Source organism: Streptomyces sp. NPDC047515, assembly GCF_040643055.1.
Lineage (GTDB): Bacteria > Actinomycetota > Actinomycetes > Streptomycetales > Streptomycetaceae > Streptomyces.
Genome location: NZ_JBEYTM010000091.1, coordinates 1 through 18600 on the forward strand (window position 1 = coordinate 1; position 18600 = coordinate 18600).

Annotated in this window: 11 protein-coding genes and 5 pseudogenes; 5 read left to right on the forward strand and 11 right to left on the reverse strand. The window is 67.0% G+C overall.

All coding sequences use genetic code 11. The annotated features are described in order from the left end of the window. A partial coding sequence (locus tag ABZ826_RS36660) for a transposase family protein (protein ID WP_361458539.1) occupies positions 1-408 on the forward strand: 408 nt, incomplete at its 5' end. 84 nt (positions 409-492) lie between these two features. Here ABZ826_RS36660 and ABZ826_RS36665 read toward each other — a convergent pair. Beyond that, the gene (locus ABZ826_RS36665; protein WP_361458541.1) at positions 493-1269 is read right to left on the reverse strand and encodes a heparin lyase I family protein; all 777 of its coding nucleotides are present in this window, start codon (positions 1267-1269) and stop codon (positions 493-495) included. Positions 1270-2443: 1174 nt separating this feature from the next. After that, on the reverse strand, positions 2444-2860 hold the full coding sequence (locus ABZ826_RS36670) for a hypothetical protein (RefSeq protein ID WP_361458543.1): 417 nt from the start codon (positions 2858-2860) through the stop codon (positions 2444-2446). An 88-nt stretch (positions 2861-2948) separates the two neighbouring features. Between ABZ826_RS36670 and ABZ826_RS36675 the strand changes: the two genes are divergently transcribed. Beyond that, positions 2949-4544, forward strand: a complete 1596-nt coding sequence (locus ABZ826_RS36675; protein WP_361458545.1) for an MFS transporter — start codon at positions 2949-2951, stop codon at positions 4542-4544. A gap of 468 nt (positions 4545-5012) precedes the next feature. Here ABZ826_RS36675 and ABZ826_RS36680 read toward each other — a convergent pair. The 3 genes and pseudogenes from ABZ826_RS36680 to ABZ826_RS36690 form a co-directional block, all read right to left on the reverse strand. Further along, positions 5013-5582, reverse strand: a pseudogene (locus tag ABZ826_RS36680) (IS701 family transposase); the annotation flags it as partial. A 103-nt stretch (positions 5583-5685) separates the two neighbouring features. Further along, positions 5686-7248, reverse strand: coding sequence for an IPT/TIG domain-containing protein (locus tag ABZ826_RS36685; protein WP_361458547.1), 1563 nt, complete (start codon positions 7246-7248; stop codon positions 5686-5688). A gap of 512 nt (positions 7249-7760) precedes the next feature. Then, positions 7761-8504: an IPT/TIG domain-containing protein gene (locus ABZ826_RS36690; protein ID WP_361458549.1), complete on the reverse strand. Its 744-nt coding sequence runs from the start codon at positions 8502-8504 to the stop codon at positions 7761-7763. 949 nt (positions 8505-9453) lie between these two features. On the opposite strand from ABZ826_RS36690, the pseudogene ABZ826_RS36695 reads away from it, so the two are divergent. Next, positions 9454-9687 (forward strand): annotated as a pseudogene (locus ABZ826_RS36695) (transposase); the annotation flags it as partial. Between the two features lie 117 nt (positions 9688-9804). Here ABZ826_RS36695 and ABZ826_RS36700 read toward each other — a convergent pair. Then, positions 9805-10011 (reverse strand): annotated as a pseudogene (locus tag ABZ826_RS36700) (hypothetical protein); the annotation flags it as partial. Between the two features lie 160 nt (positions 10012-10171). Here ABZ826_RS36700 and ABZ826_RS36705 point away from each other — a divergent pair. Continuing rightward, positions 10172-10980, forward strand: a pseudogene (locus ABZ826_RS36705) (transposase); the annotation flags it as partial. Between the two features lie 262 nt (positions 10981-11242). On the opposite strand, the gene ABZ826_RS36710 reads toward ABZ826_RS36705, so the two are convergent. The 5 genes from ABZ826_RS36710 to ABZ826_RS36730 form a co-directional block, all read right to left on the reverse strand. Then, positions 11243-13138 (reverse strand): glycoside hydrolase family 9 protein, encoded by a 1896-nt coding sequence (locus ABZ826_RS36710; protein WP_361458551.1) that lies wholly within the window; start codon positions 13136-13138, stop codon positions 11243-11245. 844 nt (positions 13139-13982) lie between these two features. After that, on the reverse strand, positions 13983-14969 hold the full coding sequence (locus ABZ826_RS36715) for a chitinase (protein WP_361458552.1): 987 nt from the start codon (positions 14967-14969) through the stop codon (positions 13983-13985). Between the two features lie 232 nt (positions 14970-15201). Then, positions 15202-15336, reverse strand: a complete 135-nt coding sequence (locus tag ABZ826_RS36720) for a hypothetical protein (RefSeq protein ID WP_361458554.1) — start codon at positions 15334-15336, stop codon at positions 15202-15204. Positions 15337-15697: 361 nt separating this feature from the next. Continuing rightward, positions 15698-15811: a hypothetical protein gene (locus tag ABZ826_RS36725; RefSeq protein WP_361458558.1), complete on the reverse strand. Its 114-nt coding sequence runs from the start codon at positions 15809-15811 to the stop codon at positions 15698-15700. Positions 15812-16261: 450 nt separating this feature from the next. Next, complete coding sequence (locus ABZ826_RS36730) at positions 16262-17740, reverse strand: amino acid permease (protein WP_361458556.1); 1479 nt, start codon at positions 17738-17740, stop codon at positions 16262-16264. Between the two features lie 367 nt (positions 17741-18107). Between ABZ826_RS36730 and ABZ826_RS36735 the strand changes: the two are divergent. Continuing rightward, positions 18108-18532: pseudogene (locus ABZ826_RS36735) on the forward strand (ISAzo13 family transposase); the annotation flags it as partial. Positions 18533-18600: the final 68 nt, after the last annotated feature.

The following is an 18600-nucleotide window of genomic DNA, read 5'->3' on the forward strand; positions in this document are numbered from 1 at the left end:
GGCCGGATGCACGACCAGACCGCCCTGCGCACCGAGGGCATTGCGGACCAGCTCCGCCGGCACCCGGGAGTGAAGGCCGAGGTCGACTCGGGATACCAGGGCCTGGCCAAGGAGTTCCCCGGCCAGGTCAGCGCCCCTCCGAAGAAGCCGGCCGCGGACGCCTGCGGCGGGGACAAGCGGGCCTGGCGCGAGATGCGCCGCCGCCAGTCCTCGGCGCGGATCTGCGTGGAGCACACCAACGCCGAGTACAAGCAGTGGCGGCCCCTCCAGCGGTACACCGGCCGACGCGAGACCTACGCCGAGACCCACCTCGCGATCGCCTCGCTGGTCTCCGACCGCTCCGCACGACGCCCGACCCGCCGCCGGACGAACACCGAACTCGTCCTCGCCCACAACACCGTCTGCTGATCACCACCAGCCGAACCACCAGGCCAACACGCCCCGACCCCAATTTCACCCAAGGTCGTTAGCCAGCCGGTGTCCACCAGTGGCTCAGCTCTTCACATCAGCGAGGGAGGTGCCCATTTTGATGGTGCTGAGCCAATGGGTGGCGGTGGCCGGCGCCGTGTGGTAGATGCCCCATTTGAGGTAGTCCCTGGTTCCGTCGTAGGTGGTTCCGGTGAAGGTGTACGAGCCGTTGCTGAGCTTCTGGGGCGCACCGTTGAACCAGAACCGGATTGTGCCCTTGGTGCGATGCCCGTAGACCTTCAGCACGTAGCTGTTCCACCGGTCGTTGACAGCTTTGGTGCGCCAGAGAACCACCTTCTTGTGCTTGTGGGTCCACTCCTGGAGTTCGATGTGGCCGTGGGTCACCACCAGCACGATGGGGTGGTTGGCGGTTCCAACGCTCGGACTGCACTTCAACTGGAAGAGGTAGCGACTTGTCGAGTCGGTGATGTGGAACTTCGACGACCAGCCGAGATAGTAGGTGCTGCCCGCAGTCACCGTGGGCCCGACGCCTTCGCAGCGCTCCAGGTGGGCCGGTTGTCTGACCTGCCACACCCGCCCCTTACTCCGGTCGGTCGTCGTGCCGAAGGTCTTGGCGTCGCACTGAACGGACGAGAACTCCCGAATGCCCTTGCGCGGATCGGCCGACCATCGCAGGGTCTTGGGGCTCTTTGAGGCGGTCGTGACGGCTGGCGGTGCGTTGGTGGTGCCCGCGGGCATGGCGTGGACGGGCCAGGCCAGCAGGGTTCCACCGGCGAGGGCGCCACCGATCAGGGCCGCCAGCCAAGGGCGGCGGGACTTCAAACCTTTTCGTCGTGTCACGGATTCCTCCATGTGCGTGTCGCGGCGAGTGAGAACTTCATGACGGCGGGGTTCGCCCTCATCCTGATGCGTAGTCATCCGAGCCCACACCATGGCTTGAAGTGCGCGGAGCCACTTGCTCAGCCGGTCGGGCTACCGTATGGGCGGAAAGCCCGTGAACACAGTCCAGTTGGGTGCCGCAGACGCGTCATGATGCCAATCTCGACGGTGAGACATCTATCGCCCGGTGGAGCTGCACAGGGTAATCGGCTCCTAGTAGCGCTCGGGCCGGCCCAGTCGCTTGCTCAACTCAAGGTATGGAATCCGTCGACAGGTACTGGTTCTTCAGGACTGCGATCTTGCTGGTGTACACGGCCTGTGTGAGTTCCTGGACATCCGACTCCGACGCGGTGGTGTGGTCGAAGCCCTCGACGGTGACACCCAGTTTCTTGCCTGCCTACGGGGTGATGTCCATGGTGCGCGTTCTCCGGGATTCTTGTGAGGGGGCGGCGGATGGGGTGCCGGTTCGGGGCGGGGAGCCGTGAGCCGGGTTGGTGGTCACGCGTCACCGGCGCCGGGCCCCTGACGGATGCGTGCGTTGACGGCGGTCCGCTGAGACGGCCGGCCATATGAACCAGCCGGTACCGGAACGCTACCGGCCGTGACCCAAACGGAAATCCGTTCGATCGCAAGACGTGCCTTCCGGAAAGCAGTAGAAGGGTTTTCGCGGAGCCGTCATCCACGAGGTGGATACGGATTAAGAAAAGGACCGAAGTGCTGTTTGTGTCAATGCCGAAGTGGATTTCTGAAGCGATCCTAAAGACGAGCTGAAGGCTCAGAGTCACGCTGCGGGTTCTCGTTCGAGTGGGCAGGCCGTTCAAGTTTGCCGAGCTGGCCTGCGGAAATACTGCTTGGGCCGAGCGGCTGAGGCGGCGTCAAGCCGCTGTTGCCGAAGGGAAGGACAGGCGAGAAGGAACCTATCGGCAGTTGCACTCGGTCATACCTTCGGCATATCTAGTGTCTTGGCAACCCGGTGATCTCCGGCCACCGTGAAGAAATCCGCCGGAGGCTGTAGTTGCATCCCAACCATCCGTTGCACCGGAACATGGTGTCGCGCGGACTTCGGAGGCGCGTTTTCCATCATCGACCCCTCGTGAGCCGACGAGCGCGAGCGCCTGGAAAACCTGGCTGTCTTCTACAACGTGGGCACCGCCGAGATCTGCGACCGACTGGGCGTTGGTACCGGCTGGCGCTGCGTGGACCTCGGAGCGGGCAGCGGCAGCGTCGTGCGGATGCTCGCCGAACGGTCGGGCCCGAGGGCGAGGCGCTGGCGATCGACGCCGACACCCGCTTCCTGGAACTGCTGGCCGGCGGTCCGATCACCGTACGCACCATGAACGTGAGGGCCGAGCCGCTGCCCGAGGGCCGGTTCGACTTCGTGCACTCCCGGCTGCTCCTTGAGCATCTCCCCGAACCGGCCGAGATGGGAGCGGTCCATGGCGGCCGCGGCCCGGCCGGGGGCTGGGTGGTCGTCGAAGACGTCGACTGGTCCACGGCGGTGACCATCGACCCTCCGCCCGAGGCCCGCGAGCGCGTCATCGCCGCCTGTCACAGCTCTGCTGCTCGTTCACCGGCCTTGACGCAAGACCGTCACGCCCGGGCGTTGCCGCTGGGCACCGTCATCCGAGAGAAAGCACCCGTTGTCCCTGACCGCACCCCCGGCTCCGGCACCGCGCATCACCTATGGCGCGGTGCTGGGAAGCTCGTACGTGGCCCGCCTGCTCGGCGGCACCTTCATCGGCCGCCTCCCTAACGGCATGGCGCCCGTCGCCATCCTGCTGTGGGCCACCGCGACCGGAGGCAGCATCGCCTTCGGCGGGCTGCTCAGCGCCCTGTACGGGCTGTCCTCCGCGCTGGCACAGCCGGTCAAGGGACGCCTGATGGACCGCCATGGACAGACCGCCGTGCAGCTCCCGGCCGCCCTGTTCAACTCGGTACTCCTGGTGGCCCTGCCGGTGGCGGGCCCGTATGGTGCGCCGGCCCTCGTCACGGTGATCGTCATCGCCACTGGCCTGACCACGCCGCCCCTGGAGGCCGGGCTCCGGGCGCTGTGGCCGAGCGTGCTGCCCGACCCACGGCTGCGGCACGCCGCGCTCGCCCTCGACAACGGCACGCAGGGGCTGCTCTACATCGTTGGCCCGCTGCTGGCCGCCGTGCTCACCTCCGCGTACAGCGCGTCCCTCGCGCTCGCCGTCACCGCTGCCCTCGGCCTGGCCGGCACCGCCGCCGTTGCCCTCGCGCCGCCCTCCCGGCGCTGGCGCCCGACACCGGCCGCAGGCGCGGAGGCCGGACCGGTACGCCGACTGGCCAACCCCGGCCTGGTGCTGCTGTTCGTCTCCCTCACCGGCATCGGGTTCGCGATCGGGGCCCTGAACGTGTGGTCGATCGCCATGGCTGAGCACCACGGCCAGGACATGCTCTCGGGGATCATCCCCGCCGCGTTCTCGACCGGCAGCTTTCTAGGCGGCCTCATCTACGGGCGCCGCACTTGGACCGGCACCACCACGGGCCGACTGATCACTGCCAGTGCCGCGTTCACGGCCGGGTGGTTCCCGCTCCTTGCCCTCTTGGGCCCGTACGCGGCTACCGCCGCGGTCATCGCGCCCGGGGCCTTCCTCACTGTCGTGGTCGCCTGCGCCTACGTGATCACCGAGGCCCTCACCCCCACGGGCCGCACCAGCGAGGCGTACGCGTGGCTGATCCTGTCGATCGGCGCTGGGCAGTCCGCCGGCACCGCCCTCGCCGGACGCCTCGCCGAGCAGCCCCTCGTCAGTGCCGCACTCCCCGCCGCCGGCGCTGCGTTCGCGCTCACCGTCCTGCTTGCCGCGCGCCCGCACCTCGGCCCCGCCGGACACCTTTCCCGGCGCGGCCGGCACCGCCGCCCGCCCCGGGGCTGGCGCCCGCACCTCGGCCCCGCCGGACACCTTTCCCGGCGCGGCCGGCACCGCCGCCCGCCCCGGGGCCGGCACAAGACCCCTGATCAGGCCTCAACTCAATCACCCTTTAACCGCTTTGAGGGTATTTGTATATGCCAGTCCGTACGCAGTGGACCGTCGAGTACTCCTGCTCCCACCAGGTCGTCCATGGCCTGTCCAGCCCTCCCGCCGCCCGACGGGCCGGATTCGCCTGCTGGCTCGCCGGCCGGGACTGCACCGACTGCAAGGAGCAACGCCGTTCAGTCAGGCCGTGAAGGTCGTGGGTCAAGGCTGGTGCACGAGGCAGCGGAGCTGCTGTAGAAGAGGTCTGCCACTCCAAGACGTCCTCACCACAGGAGCTCCGCTGTTGGACCAGGCTGCACCGCCCTCGCCGCCGCCCGAGACCAGCTCGTCCTGGCCGCTGGCGTCACCACCAGCGCGGACATCGACCTCGTCGGCACCATCGGCCGTCATGTCCTGGCCCAGCCCCTACCCACCCGGCGGGTCCGCACCAAAGACCGCATCGTCAAACGCGCGATCTCCAAATTCAACGCACGCGGACCCGCCATCGACCGGACCACCTACAAAGCCACCATCAACATCAACATGTTCATGAGCAGCCCCTGACACTCCAGGCCCCGCCCTAATACTGCAATCGCATCTGGAGAATGTGGCCGCGGCGTTGGTAGTGGCAGTGCCGGGCTCGGGCTTGGCTGCGGCGTCTGAAGCGTGACCAGTGCAGGTGATGTTCGTTGGTAAGGCAGCGGGGCGTGGTAGCGACGTGCCCGATCATGCGGCGGATCTCCGGGACGCTGAGGGGTATGAGGTCGTGTTCGTCGTCAAGTCCGCCCCTTTTATGGCTTCTTGGGCGCGGATGGCCGTCAGGAATGCCAAGGCGGCCATCGCCAGGGTGATGTGCCGATACCACGCCCGGTACAGCCGTACCTGGTAGTGGTCGAGCCCGCACTCGCCCTTCGCGATCTGGAAGCACTCCTCGTAGTAGGAGATCTCGGTGGGGTCGGTAAGGCTGCGGCGGGCGAGGACCCAGTGCCCGTACCCGTCCCTCCAGTACGGCCGGATCGCCACCCGCGCCCAGTCATAGAACCGCTGGCCGTGGGCCCCGGCCCCTGCCGAAATCCGCTTCCATACCTGCTTGGGGGCACCGGCGATCAGCTCGTCGACGCGGGCGTCCCGGCCATTCACGGTAATCACCGTGTCGTTGACCTTGGTAGCCAGCACATGCGCCACCTGCCGTTCCTCCAGCCACACGCGGAAGTGTTTGACCTGCCCGTATGCCTCATCCGCAGTGACCCAGGCGAACGGCACGGCCGCGTCGATGGCACGTTGCAGCATCCACTTCAGACTGCTCAACCGTCAGCGATTTCTCACACAGTTACACCAACGACCAAGAATGCCGACGGTCGCGCGCCGACACGGTTACGGTCCTGATAGGCCCGGCTCGTCAGGTGTAGGTGTAGGCACCGGGGAGTGTGGCGGAGCCGCCCGCGGTGGTGACAGTGACGTCGACGGGACCGGGGGCTGAGCCGGGTGGAACGATGGCAGCCAGGACGGTATCGGATCCGATGCTGAACTGGGCGATGACGCCGTTGAAGGCGACGGCGGTAGCGGTCGTCAGGTTCTTGCCGGTGAGGTCGATGACGTTCCCGCCGGCGACCGGGCCGCTCGTGGTGCTCAGGCCGCCGAACACCGGTGGGTCGACATAGGTGTAGGCGAGCGTTGCGGTGGTGATTCCGCCTGCGGTGATGACGGTGACAGGAACGGTGCCGGGCGCGACGGTCGGTGGGACGTCGACGGTCAGCTGCTGGTCGGAGACGACTTGGGGCACGGCCAGCAGCGTGCCGAACAGTACTTGGGTGGCGGTGGCCAGTTGGGCACCGTTGATGGTGATGATGTTCCTGCCGGCTGTCGGACCGGCGGCGGGGCTGAGGGAGGAGGCGTTCCCGCTGGGGTAGTACTGGAAGGGTTTGGGGTTGCTGGTGCCTCCCGAAGTGGTGACGGTGACCTGGGCGATGCCGGAGCCGGGTGGGGATGCCGCGACGACCTGGTTGGGGGTGTTGGCGATGACGGGGGCAGAGCTGGTGCCGAATTGCACCGAGGTGACCCCGGCCAGATTGGTGCCGGTGATCGTGACCTTGGTTGCGCCGGACTGGGGGCCCAGAGTGGGAGCCATGTGGTACAGGGTTTGGATGACGCTGACGGTGTTGGATCCGGAGTTGGCCACGAAGGCGGCCAGCCCGTTGGGGGTGACGGCGATTCCGGCGGGCTGGTGGCCGACGGCGATGGTGTCGGTGACCATGTTGGTGGTGGCATCGATGATGCTGACGGTGTCGGAGCCGTTGTTGCTCACCACCACCTCGCTGCTGTCTGGGCGGACCGCCATTCCCCAGGGGGCGGTGCCCACGGCGATGGTGGCGGTGATCGTCCGGCTGGCGGTGTCGATGACGCTGACGGTGTTCGCGCCGCTGTTGGCCACGTAGAGGTGGAGGCTGTCCGGGCTGGCTGCGACGCCGACGGGTGTGGACAGGCCGGGGATGGTTGCCACCACGGTGAAGGTGGTGGTGTTGATCACGCTGAGGGTGTTGTCGCCCTGGTTCGTCACGTACACCTCCCCTCCGGTGGGGGAGACCGCGACCCCGGTGGGGCTGGAACCGACCGGCACGGTCGCAAGGATGGTGTTGTTGACCGTGTCGACCACGGTGAGAGTGGCCGATCCCTGGTCGGCGGCGTATACGTGGATCCCGGCGGGGCTCACGGCGATCCCGAAGGGAGCGCTTCCCACCTCGATCTTGGAGATGACGGTCAGTGTCTCCTGCTGTGCGGTGCTGAGAGCGTTCTCGCCGTTCTCGGCCACATAGATGAGGGTGCTGTCCGGGCTGACCCCCACCCCGGAGGGGGAGTTGTACGGGGCCAAGGCGGTACTGACGACCAGTTGTCCGATATCTACCACGTTGGTTGTTCCGGAGCCGCTGTTGGTCACGTAGGCGTGCAGTCCAAGGGGTCCCATTCCCACCCCCAGCGGCTTGATTCCCACCGGTACCGTGTACACGGCACGGGGGGTCGGGACGGTCGGCGATACGGCTGTCAGGACCGGTCGTTCTACGGTTGGGGTCTTTGATTCGTCCATGATGCACCTGCCTCATCGAGGTCTGGTCGGGGACACTGAATGGGGGCCATCCGCCCCGCGGCCGGAGAACAGCGGCTGCGTATCTGCGGGGCCCCTGAACTGCTGTACAAGGGAGCCGTGTTCCTCCCTGGGCGCGTTGCGTGGGGCGTGCTCGGCATGGCATCCGATGATGGGCGGCGGAACGCGGGTGTAGGTGAGACGGAACCGGCCGCGGGCACGGCTGCGGCCAGGAGCAGCTCGGTGGAAGCGGTCGGCGGGCTGGAGAGAGCCCCGGCCGGCGGCATGAGGGGGTGCACGGCCGGGACTCGTCCAGGGGGTTACCAGGGCTGCCGGGGCAGGGGCCGCGTTGCTGACGCGAGAACCCTGTCGTCAGCAGCCCCGGACGGAGCGGGTCAGATGCCCGGTCCTGCGGCGTAGGTGAAGCCGCCGGTGGCGGTGGCGCTGCCCCCGGTGGTGGTGACGGTGACATCCACGGCACCGACGGTTCCCGGCGGGGTGACCGCGGAGATGGTGGTGTCGTTGATGACGCTGAACTGCGCGGCCACGCCTCCGAAGGTGACCGACTGGGTGGTGGTGAAGTTGGTGCCGGGGATGGTCACCGCGGTGCCCCCGGAGACCGGGCCCGCGGCGGGGGTCGGGGTGCCGATGCTGGGAGCATCGACGTAGGTGTAGGACAGGCCGTTGTTGGTGCCACCCGCGGTGGTGACGCTGACACCGACTGGTCCGGCCGCCGTGCCCGCGGGCACGGTGACGGTCAGCTGGCTGTCACTGACCACGGTCGGGGTCGCGGAGACAGTCCCGAAGTGCACGGCGGTGGCGGTGGACAGGCCGGTGCCGTTGATGGTGACGGTGTTGCCGCCCGCGGTGACGCCGGAGACGGGGCTCAGGCCGGACTTGAACGGCGCCCCGACGTAGAAGAACGACAGCGGGTTGCTGGTACCGCCGGGGGTGGTCACCGTCACCGGGACCGTGCCGCTACCGGAGGGCGAGGTGACGGTGACCGAGGTCGCCGTGTTGGCCGTGATGGTGGCCAGCTTGGAGCCGAAGTGCACGGCAGTGGCACCACTGAGGTTGGTACCGGTGATGGTGACCGTGGTCCCACCGCCGGTGGATCCCTGGTTGGGGGAAATAGGCATGGCTGTCTCCGTTCTTTGACTTCGATGGGTGAGAAACGACGCGCTGGTACCGCCCTGTGGCATTCAGGGGGTGGGTCTCTGTCGCGCGGCGTCGCCGGTCACAGATTGCGCCGCGAGGCCGCAATTCGTCCTGCGACCGGAGCGTTGCTTCGCCTCCGGTGGCCGCAGCCAGAGGCGGCTTCGGGAGCGAAGTCCGCTGCCGTGCCGCCGGGATGGCTTCCCCGTGCGGCAATGGGCGTTGGATGCGCTCTCGCTCCCGGCCGGTGAGGAGGGCACGCTGCCCGAGAGGGCGCAGCTATCCAGGGTGCTACCGCTGACCGCGCCGACCAGATAAGCCGGTAAGCCGACTAGCACTCCCCCGGAGAGATGGGCAGCCCACCGGATTGGATGAATTCAGTAATCCACCGGAGTGAAGACTCACGCAATAGCTTTGACGCTCGGCCACCCGGACAGCGGAGCGCGCAAAGACACGAGGCACATCCCAATACCACCGTGTACAAGCGGTGTTCCACCCATCTACGCCCCAGTCGGCTTCTGCTGAGCCCCCCCGCTTGCTGACAAGCGGGGAATGAGGTGTTGGCCGCGCTCCCGACGTCCCGGCCCGGACGGGTCGGCCTGCTCGGCCAGCGCCCACCCATTTTTCCCGAGCAGCGCAAGCAACCTGTTCAAATAGTCTGCGTTCGCTCACGCGTGCTCCGGCCTGCCAAAACGGTGGGCGAACCGGTCGTGCAGCGCGGCTATCCCCTCTGGCCAGTCACCGATCTGCGTGACCATGCGCAATTCACCACAAAGTCAGTCCAACGACCACCGCGACGCCCCATCACATCACATGCGGTTGCAGTACTAATACTGCAACCGCGTGTGGCGTGACCGTCGGTGTTGTTGGTCGTTGGTGTGACTGTGTGAGAAATCGCTGACGGTTGAGCAGGTCGAGTCGTGGTCCGAGGGGATAGCCGGGTTGCATGCCCGGTTCGGTCGGCATTTTGGCAGGTCGGAGCCCCGTGACCGGGCTCTGGACTACCTGACGGGCTTGCTGGCGCCCTTGGAGAAGAAGAACGGGTGGACGCTGGCCGAGCAGGTCGGTCAGCTCCGCCCGGACGGCGTGCAACGTCTGCTCAACCACTCCGCGTGGGACGCCGGCGCGGTCCGCGACGATGTCCGGGACTTCGTGGTGGAGAGCATCGCGCCAGCCGCACGGCCCCCTTCCGCCCGTCGTGCCCCCGCCCTGCCTCCGCGGCGGCGCGAAGGAGCCCGCCACCGGGACGGTTCCGGGGCGGGCTCCCGTCGTGCGCGGATACCCTCACCGCATCGGCCCCGACACCGTCTCCTGCACCGGAGCCCCGTGGTCCGGGACGTTCAGCAGCTGGACGGTGGCACAGCTCACCAGGCGGTTGCGCTCGTCGAAGACCTCCGCCGACCACAACTGCTGCGTGAAGCCGCAGTGGATGGGCACGGCACAGACGTGCAGCGGCTTGGGGACGACCGGCCGCATGTGGTGCATCTGCGTCTCGGCGCAGACGGCCTACCGCCAGTCGTCGGCGTTCAGCGCCTCGTCGGCGGACGCCGCGCTCTCCACGAGCGCCGCCAGGACACCACCGGCACCGCGCCCGCCGACCCGTGTATGCGCGGTGACAGAACCAGCGACGTGATCACCCGCCCCGCGGACAGTTCCTCGTACCGGATGCGACGCGGGCTCCAACACAGCTGCCGATCACATCGAGGCTACCGGGATCGCCCTGGCCCAGCTGCCGAAGCCGTTGCGACGGGGCGGCAGACACTGATCCGCACCGACTCCGGCGGCGACACCCGCGAGTTCGGCACCTGGCTCTCCAAGCACGGGAGGTGGCTGTCGTATTCCGTCGGGACGACCAACGCCGACGCAGTTCGCCACGCTGTGCTGACGATCCCGGCGCCGGCGTGCACGCCGACCATCGAGCCGGACTGTCGGGTTCGTGACGGTGCGTGGGTGGCCGAACTCGCCGGGGATGTTCTCAAGGGCTGGCCGTCCGGCATGCGGCTGATCGTCCGCAAGGAACGGCCCTGCCGCGGAGCCCAGTTGCGCTTCACCGATGTCGACCGCAACCGGCTGACCTGTTTGGCCACCAACACCGCCGAGGGTGTGATGGCCGAGCTGGAGCTGCGGCACCGCCGCCGGTCCCGCTTCAAGAGCCGCGTCCGAACGGCCCGCGCGACCCGCCTGCGCAACCTGCCGCTGCACGTCTTCGCACAGAACCAGCTCTGGCCGGAGATCGTTTCGCTTGCCCTGGACCTGCTGGCCTGGATGCCGATGCTTGCGCTGACCGGCGCCGCCCGTCGCTGGGAGGCCAAAAAGCTCCGTCTGCGGCTGTTCTCCACCGCCGGCCAGCTGGTCACCACCGGCCGACGCCGTCGGCTCAGGCTCGCCCGCACCTGGCCCTGGACCGATGTGATCACCGACGCCCTCGACCGGCTCTGGATTGTGCCGAACCCCGGCTGACCAGCAGACTCAACCGAGCCTGGACAACCCCACCGGAACTGTGGAACCCGACGCTACAGCCGGGCCGTCTCCCTGCCCGGATCCCGAAAACCACCACCAGCCACACCACAAAGGGTCCGTCAGCAAGCTGACGGGCCCTTCATGAACCGAGGCTAACCGTTCTTAAAGGAGGTTTCCTGGTTTCCCGTCGCCGTGACGTCTTGCAGAAGCAAGGCACGAAGACAGGCACATGTGTCCCTGCACGTACTCGCCTGATCGGCGCTCACGACCTCCGTGCCGTGAGCGAGAGGGCGAAAAGCGCTGTCGAGGTGAAGTCGTCCGCCGACTCGACCGTCTGCCACGCTCCGACGTCGTCGAGGTATTCGGCACCGTGACCGTCGAAGTCGGACCACATCGATCCGGGCGGAGTATAGGAGCAGTGCCGCGCATCCTCCGGTGTCTCCACGTCACGCAGCTGTTCCGCGCTGTTGGGACCGTTGACCACGGCCCCCCGCAGGATGTCTCCCCGTCCGGTCCGGCTCATGGCGAGGTTGGCAATCTGGTGCTGCGGACAGTGCGGATAGATCTCGCCCGCCCCAATGACGAAGCTGGTTCCCCAGGCGTTGGCACCGAAGACCCAGCCGCGCTGCCGGGCCGCGAAGGCGTCGTAGCGGTGATCGCCGGTGACGCGCGCGTAAAGCTCCGCTGTCGCCAGTAGGCCCAGCGAGTGCGGCACGGCGTCGAACTCGGTGAGGGCGACGCCGGATCCGAAAGGATCGCGCGAGGCGATCTTCCCGCCCTCGTCCAACTGCCGCCGGAGATCAGCCCGCAGCCGGGACGCCGACTCACTGTCCAGACTGTCCGTCGCCAGCAGATCGGCGTGGGCCATGGCGCTGACATCCGCGATTTCGAGGGTGCCGAGCGAGTCCGAGCGGATGTACGACTCCGCCCAGCCGACCGCCTCACTCATCCATCGCGGGCCTCGTGGATCACCCAGGTCCGTTGCGGCGCGGGCGAGTTCGGCTGCGGCCCATTCCATGTCGTCCTGCCACGAGTCCTCCTGGTAGAAGCTGCGGGGCGTCGTGGTGACCAGTGGACGGTGCGCACGGGTGTCGGCTTGTGCGTAGACGGCGGCGGCCTTCTCCAGCCACCGGCGCGCGGTGTCCGGCCGTTCCTCCGCCTCGGTCTGCGCCGCGAGAGCGAAGGCGGCGGCGACCCGGCCCGCCAGATTGGGACTTATGCGCTCCCCCGGTGTGTTGGCGCGGAAGACGGGGCGATGTTTCAGCAGGTAGTCGCGGTCGCCAGGGCGCACGATGAGGTCGTCGTCCTCCTCCGGCAGACGCCATGCGTCGTGATCGCCGCGGATGTCTTCGTCGCCGCTGCCGAGACCCACCTGTGCGTACAGGGTGCCGGTCGTGCCGTCCCACATCCTGTCCAGCCAACGCAGGCCGTGTTCCGCCTCTTCCGTGAGTCCGGGTACGGGTGAGGTGTCACGGACAGTGGTCAGCATCTGACCGACCACGTACGAAGCCGTGTGCGTGAACTTGAGGTAGTCACCGGCGTCGAACCAGCCTCCCGCCACGTCGACGGGATCGCCCGGGACCTTGGTCAGGGCGGTGTCTGTCGTCTCCCCATCTGCTGCATCGCGCGGAGTCACGTAGACGATGCCGCGCTCGTCCGTGAGGTGGGCCGCCTCGCGCCCGGTCTCCTCCGGCAGCACGTCCGGACCGTCGCGCTGGGTATGGAAGAAGCGGATGCTGTCCTCGCGCAGCGGATCCAGCAGCTCCCGTGCCGACCCCACACGGAATCGCGCGGATTGCTGCTTCGCCGAGCCGGTGAGCCGCAACTGGAAGGCACCGGGGCGGGTGAGCTTTGAGAGATCGACGGTGTGCACAGCGTCGTACACGTCGTTCCAGGGGCCGGTCGTCGGCCCGAGGCTGCCCCGGAGGACGGTGCGGTCGCGTTCGTCAACCACCGTGAAACCTGCCCCGGCCAAGGCGTCATGGTCGCCCATCACGAAGGCGTACTTCTTCTCCCCACTCATGTAACCGGCCTGATTGACGCGTATCGCCGCACGTGGGGCGGCGTCCGGTGTCGAGCAGGAAACGAGACAGCCCGCCACCAGGCTGGTGACGAGCGTGAGCGCCGCCGCCGGCACGCACCGAGACATGTTTTTCATAGCTCACAGTATGTCGTGTGTGTCACTGGTACACGCGGTTCGGACTCCAGCGGTACCCATGGGAGCCGCAACGACCGGGACGGTGTTTCACTGGCCGCGCTTCCGTGTCAGGAGTTGGTGTTGCAGTCGGCGGCGTCAGGCTCGGTGGAGGCTCTGCGGCCCAGGAACCGACGCTGACGGACTCGGGTGCGTAGTGATCACCGAACGCCGACGGAGGACTGGTGGTTGGTTATTCGAGTTGGCTGATGCGATGCTGTGTGCGGACGGGCCGGTCCGGTCACTGGTGGAACGCTCGCCGGTGGGTGAGCTCCGCCGCGGGCACGGAGCCCGGTTGAGCTGTCCTCCGGAAAGACCTATTACCGCCTCGACCCGGACGGCAACCGACAGGCCAGCGCCGCCCTCTATCGCATCGTCATGACAGGCATGGCATACGCTGCGATGAGTGCATCCGCTCCTACCTGGAGCGACGCACCAAGCAGGGCATGTCCAAGCACGAGATCGTCCGCTGCCTCAAACGCTACGTCGCCCGGTACGGGGGACATCGTCGATGACCACGTGCGCAGGTCCGGTACCTTCGGCATCTGACGCGCACACTTTCGAATTCCGCCGGATCGGGCCCGACCGCTCCGGTCCCCCCGCGTGATTGTCCACTTCTGGGGCGGCCCCCACGGACAGCAGCTGCTGACGGTGATGGGACATCAGTTGCTGCACCGCCTCGCCCGGCAGCGCGCGGTGACCCCGGAGCCGGAGCGGCACGGAGTGCCGACTCCGGCTCTCTCTCCCATTACGCGGAACGCAGGTTGCGGAACTCCGCCACGACCTGGGAATACCACGGAGCTGGGTGTCAGCCGCGGTACTGAGCCACGACCTTGGTGTAGTCGTACTTCGACTGCTTAACCCCACTGCAGGAGTCGGCGTCGAGCCCGGGGGCGCAGGACCGGTCACGGTTGACCGACCAGAATGTGAAGCGTGCGATGTGGTGCCGTTTCGCGTAACCGAGCATGGTGTTGAAGTCACGCACGCTGATCTTCTGCCCTGCCAGGTCCGTCTTGCCGTTCATGGTGGAGATGCCAATGCGTCGGTAGGCATCGGCGGAGGGCAGGCCGTACGCGGTGGCGACGGTCTTCTTCAGGCCGTCGGCGGACTTGATGGTGGCTGTGCCCATGGTGTCAGTGGTGCGGAAGTTGAACGCCATGATGTTCCAGCCGGTCACCACGAGGTGAGATGCGGCGGCCCGCTTGATCAGGTCCTTGATGGGGGTGACGGGCCCGGTAGCGGTGCCGCTGAACGTGACGTAGATCTTGATTCCGGAGTTGGCGGCCTTGACCTTCTTCAAAGCGTCGACGATCCGCTGGCGCACTGCGGCACTATCATCCTCGGTGTTTTCGATATTGACATCGATCGCCTTGAGCTTGTAGGCGTTGATCACCTTTTGGTATGCGCCTGCCAGGGCAGCGGCAGACCTACATTTGATACCGAGCTTGTGGCCGCTCCACCCGCCGAACGAGGCCACCACGTCACCGCCTGCAGCGCGGATTTTCTTGATCGCGCTCTCCTCCCGCCCTCCGAGCAGATTTCGATAGCCGTCCCATTTGGGGCTGCAGGTGCCATCGGATGTGAGGAACGCCAAGGTGAACTGCTTGGTGCCTGTGGCAGTCATGACGCTGGTGGGGTTCGGCGGGCTGCCCCATCCCAAGTACAGGTAGGGCGCGTTCACCCCGAGAGGGACAGTGGCCGCCTGGGCGGCCGGGGCAGATGTGATCGCGGAAGTGAACAGCGCGACGGCTGAAACGAGCACGAGGAACGCCCTGCGAAAGGCGAAGCTAGCCATGTATACCTCCGGTTTTCGAGAACGAACAGCGGCGTACCAAGAGACATGTATACGCCGCCAAGAGGAATCAACTCCGTGTGGGTTCCGGCGAATTCACCTGGCCGTGGCGCCCGCGTGCGGCCCGCCGCAGCCCTTTCGCCGCTCTTCATCCAGCACCAGGCCGCCGACTCGAACAGGTACGGCTCCTTGGCTGCGTGCCCTGTACGGATCGCCGGGTGGCTGCCCGGAGGGCCTACTTGTTGAACAGGAAAGCAGCAGCCTGTGTCTCCTCAGCGTGTGCGACCCGTTCGCTGTCGAGGAGGAGGTACTTGTACGCGTCCTCCAGCCACTTGAAGGTGCCGCCCAGGTTCTTCTGGATGAATTTCATCGTGCCGCGTAAGGAATCGCCAGCGTGACCGTACCAGTCATCGAGGTGGCGCTCCACCCTGGCTGCCGTGTCCGTGACCATCACGACCACCTCTCGGTGAATTGCCGCGACGACTTTCGCTCCGTCACGGATCTGGTTGACGTCATATGGAACCGGGGACCGAAGCCGACAGATCTACTCCAAGGCAACTGAGGCCAGTTGTCGCACGAGGGGCAGGCTCCGGCCCCGACGTCACACCACGATGCTCACAGCTGTCGCACAGACAGCCAGCCCTTAGGTGTCCGCCGCGGCAGATCCTTTTCCGCGCGGCCCCGAGCCGAACCGGACCTGCCGGTTTCCCGATCAGCCGGCTCTCCCGTGACTACGGCGTGAATGATCTGGCTGCTTGCACCTCGTGGATGCGGCCATGGCAAAAGTCGCAGGCCACAACGGTCTTGCGGCGGCGGTCGAGCATGACGCGTGTCCAGTCGGACAGTGGTCATCCGGAATGAGGCGACCCTGGAGATGTGGACACCCTGACAATGAGGTCTTCTCGGCAAGGTGACGGTTGCGGTGCGCAATGATGCCGGACCATGCGATGGTGACTCGACGTCAGGCATGGGTGAAGCCCCTGGTAGGAAAAGGTCTGCGGAGATCACGTTCCGTATAACCAGGCGCTCCACGTGACGCATGGGTGTCAGGCACGTCTGGAGATGTTCCAGTGGCTCACGTATCTACAACACGCGGAGACGTCACAGTGCCCTGAACTACCTCTCGCCACCAGAGTTCGAAGAGCTGCAACTCCAGGCGGGGCAACCCACGCTCGCAGCATGAACCCCGGTGTCCACTCTCCGGGGGCACCTCAGCACAACGCTGCCCCCGCGACCGCACACGCACAGAGGCGCGCCCGGGATCCGGCCGCGCCGTGCAACCCGTGGCGGCGGGTTCAGATCCTGGGCCGCTCCCCGGCAGCTTCGGCGACCCGCCGGCGTACCGCGTACCAGCCAGCGACCAGGGCGGCACCGAGCAGCGGCAAGCAGAGCACGGTGGTTCGGGAGACGCCGCCGTCCAGCCACATCAGCACGACCACCGTGGCCAAAAAGGCCAGCGTGACCAGTTGGGTGTACGGGGCGCCGGGCAGCCGGTAGCCCGGCCGCCGCACCCGACCGTTGCGGGCCGCCCGCCAGAACAGCAGCGAGCACACCATGATCATCGCCCAGGTGCCGAGCACTCCGATGGAGGCGAAGTTCAGCACCAGTTCGAAGGCCTCGCCGGGCATGATGTAGTTGAGCATCACCCCGAGCACCCCGAACCCGGCAGTGAGGAGGATGCCCCCGTACGGAACCCCGCCCCGATTCATCACGCCGGTGAACTTCGGCGCCGACCCGGACAGAGACATCGACCGCAGGATGCGCCCGGTGGAGTACAGGCCGGAGTTGAGGCTGGAAAGGGCGGCGGTCAGCACTACCAGGTTCATCACGCCGGCCGCCCCGGGGATGCCAAGCTTGTCGAAGACGGTGACGAACGGGCTCTGCCCGGCGGCGTAGGCGGTGTAGGGCAGCAGTAGCGACAGCAGGATGACTGAGCCCACGTAGAACAGCGCCACCCGCCAGATGATCGAGTTGATTGCCTTGGGCATGATCTTCTCGGGGTTCTCGGTCTCCCCCGCGGCCACCCCGCACAGTTCCAGCGCTGCGTAGGCGAAGACGACACCCTGGATGACCATCAACATCGGCATCACCCCGTGGGGGAACAGTCCCCCGTGCGCACCGATGGTCGCCAGGCCGGGGGTGTGGCCGCCGATGTCGTGCCGGGTGACGACGAGGACGATCCCGACCACCATGAACACAGCGAGGGTGGCCACCTTGATGATCGCGAACCAGAACTCCATCTCGCCGAAGTAGCGCACCGAGATCAGGTTGGCCGCCAGCACCACGGCTAGGGCGATCAGCGCGAGCACCCACTGCGGGATGTCGCTGAACATCGCCCAGAAGTGCGCGTAGGTGGCGGCCGCCGTGATGTCCGCCATGGCGGTCGTCGCCCAGTTGAGGAAGTACAGCCAGCCCGCCGTGTAGGCGCCCTTCTCGCCCATGAACTCCCGGGCGTAGGACACGAAGGCGCCCGAGGAGGGCCGGTACAGCACCAGCTCGCCGAGCGCGCGCACCACCAAGAATGCGATGACGCCACAGACCGCGTACGCGATGAACAGCGACGGCCCCGCGCTGGCCATCCGGCCGCCGGCCCCGAGGAACAGGCCGGTCCCGATGGCCCCGCCGATGGCGATCATGGTGATGTGCCGCGACTTGAGGTCCTTGTGGTACCCGGCGTCACCGGCGTCCACATGCTGGCGATCCGGCAGGGGCCCGCCGGGAGGATTCACGGGGGCGGCGGACGGCCCGCCGGACGCCGTACTGAGGTCGCTCATGGAAGGGCTCGCGTTCGTGAGGGGGGAAGGGATAGCCCCGGCCTTGGACCGGGGGATCAAAGCCCTGTGATTGTGACTGAGGCGTGCGGCAAACCTATAGAGATCTGAGGTGTTTCAGAGGTTACGACCGCGTAAATGAAGACATCCGATGCGGAAGAACTGTCAAACGACTGAGGCAAGTTGAGTTTCTGAAGGGCAGGGAAGGCGGCGGTTTCGCTGGACCCAGTGCGGTGGGTCAGGCAGTAGAGCATCCCCAGCACGCGGTTGAACCAATGTCACGAAGTTAGGGCTTGCCGGGAAACACGCCGTCGCTTCCGGGATCGTGCCTCGTTGTTGTGGTACGGGGATTCCGGAGGGGGCCGATTCGATGCTGACGGCGAAGTTCCAGGCGTTGTTCCCGCACTTGGACGAGCGCCAGCGTCGGCTGACCATAGGGGCAGAGGCGCGGTCGCTGGGGCACGGCGGGATCAGGCTTGTCGCCCGTGCGGCCGGGGTGCGTGAGGGCACCGTCTCGCGCGGATTAGCGGAACTGGAGTCCGGGGAGGCGCCGTTGGGACGGGTCCGTCGGGTGGGTGGGCGCCGTAGGCGGGCGGTGGACCTCAGGCCAGCGCGGATACCGCAGGCGACCTGCTGCGAGAGAAGGGCTTCAGCCCGCAGGGCAACGCCAAGACCATTGAAGGCAAGCAACACCCAGATCGGGACGCGTAGTTCCGCTATGTCAACGAACAGGCCGAGGGCTACCAGGCGGCCGGGGACCCGGTGATTAGCGTGGACACGAAGAAGAAGGAGGTGCGACACGATGCTGCACGAGATGAGTGAATGCGCTGGTCAGAGGCCCGACGACTGACGTCGGCAGCGTA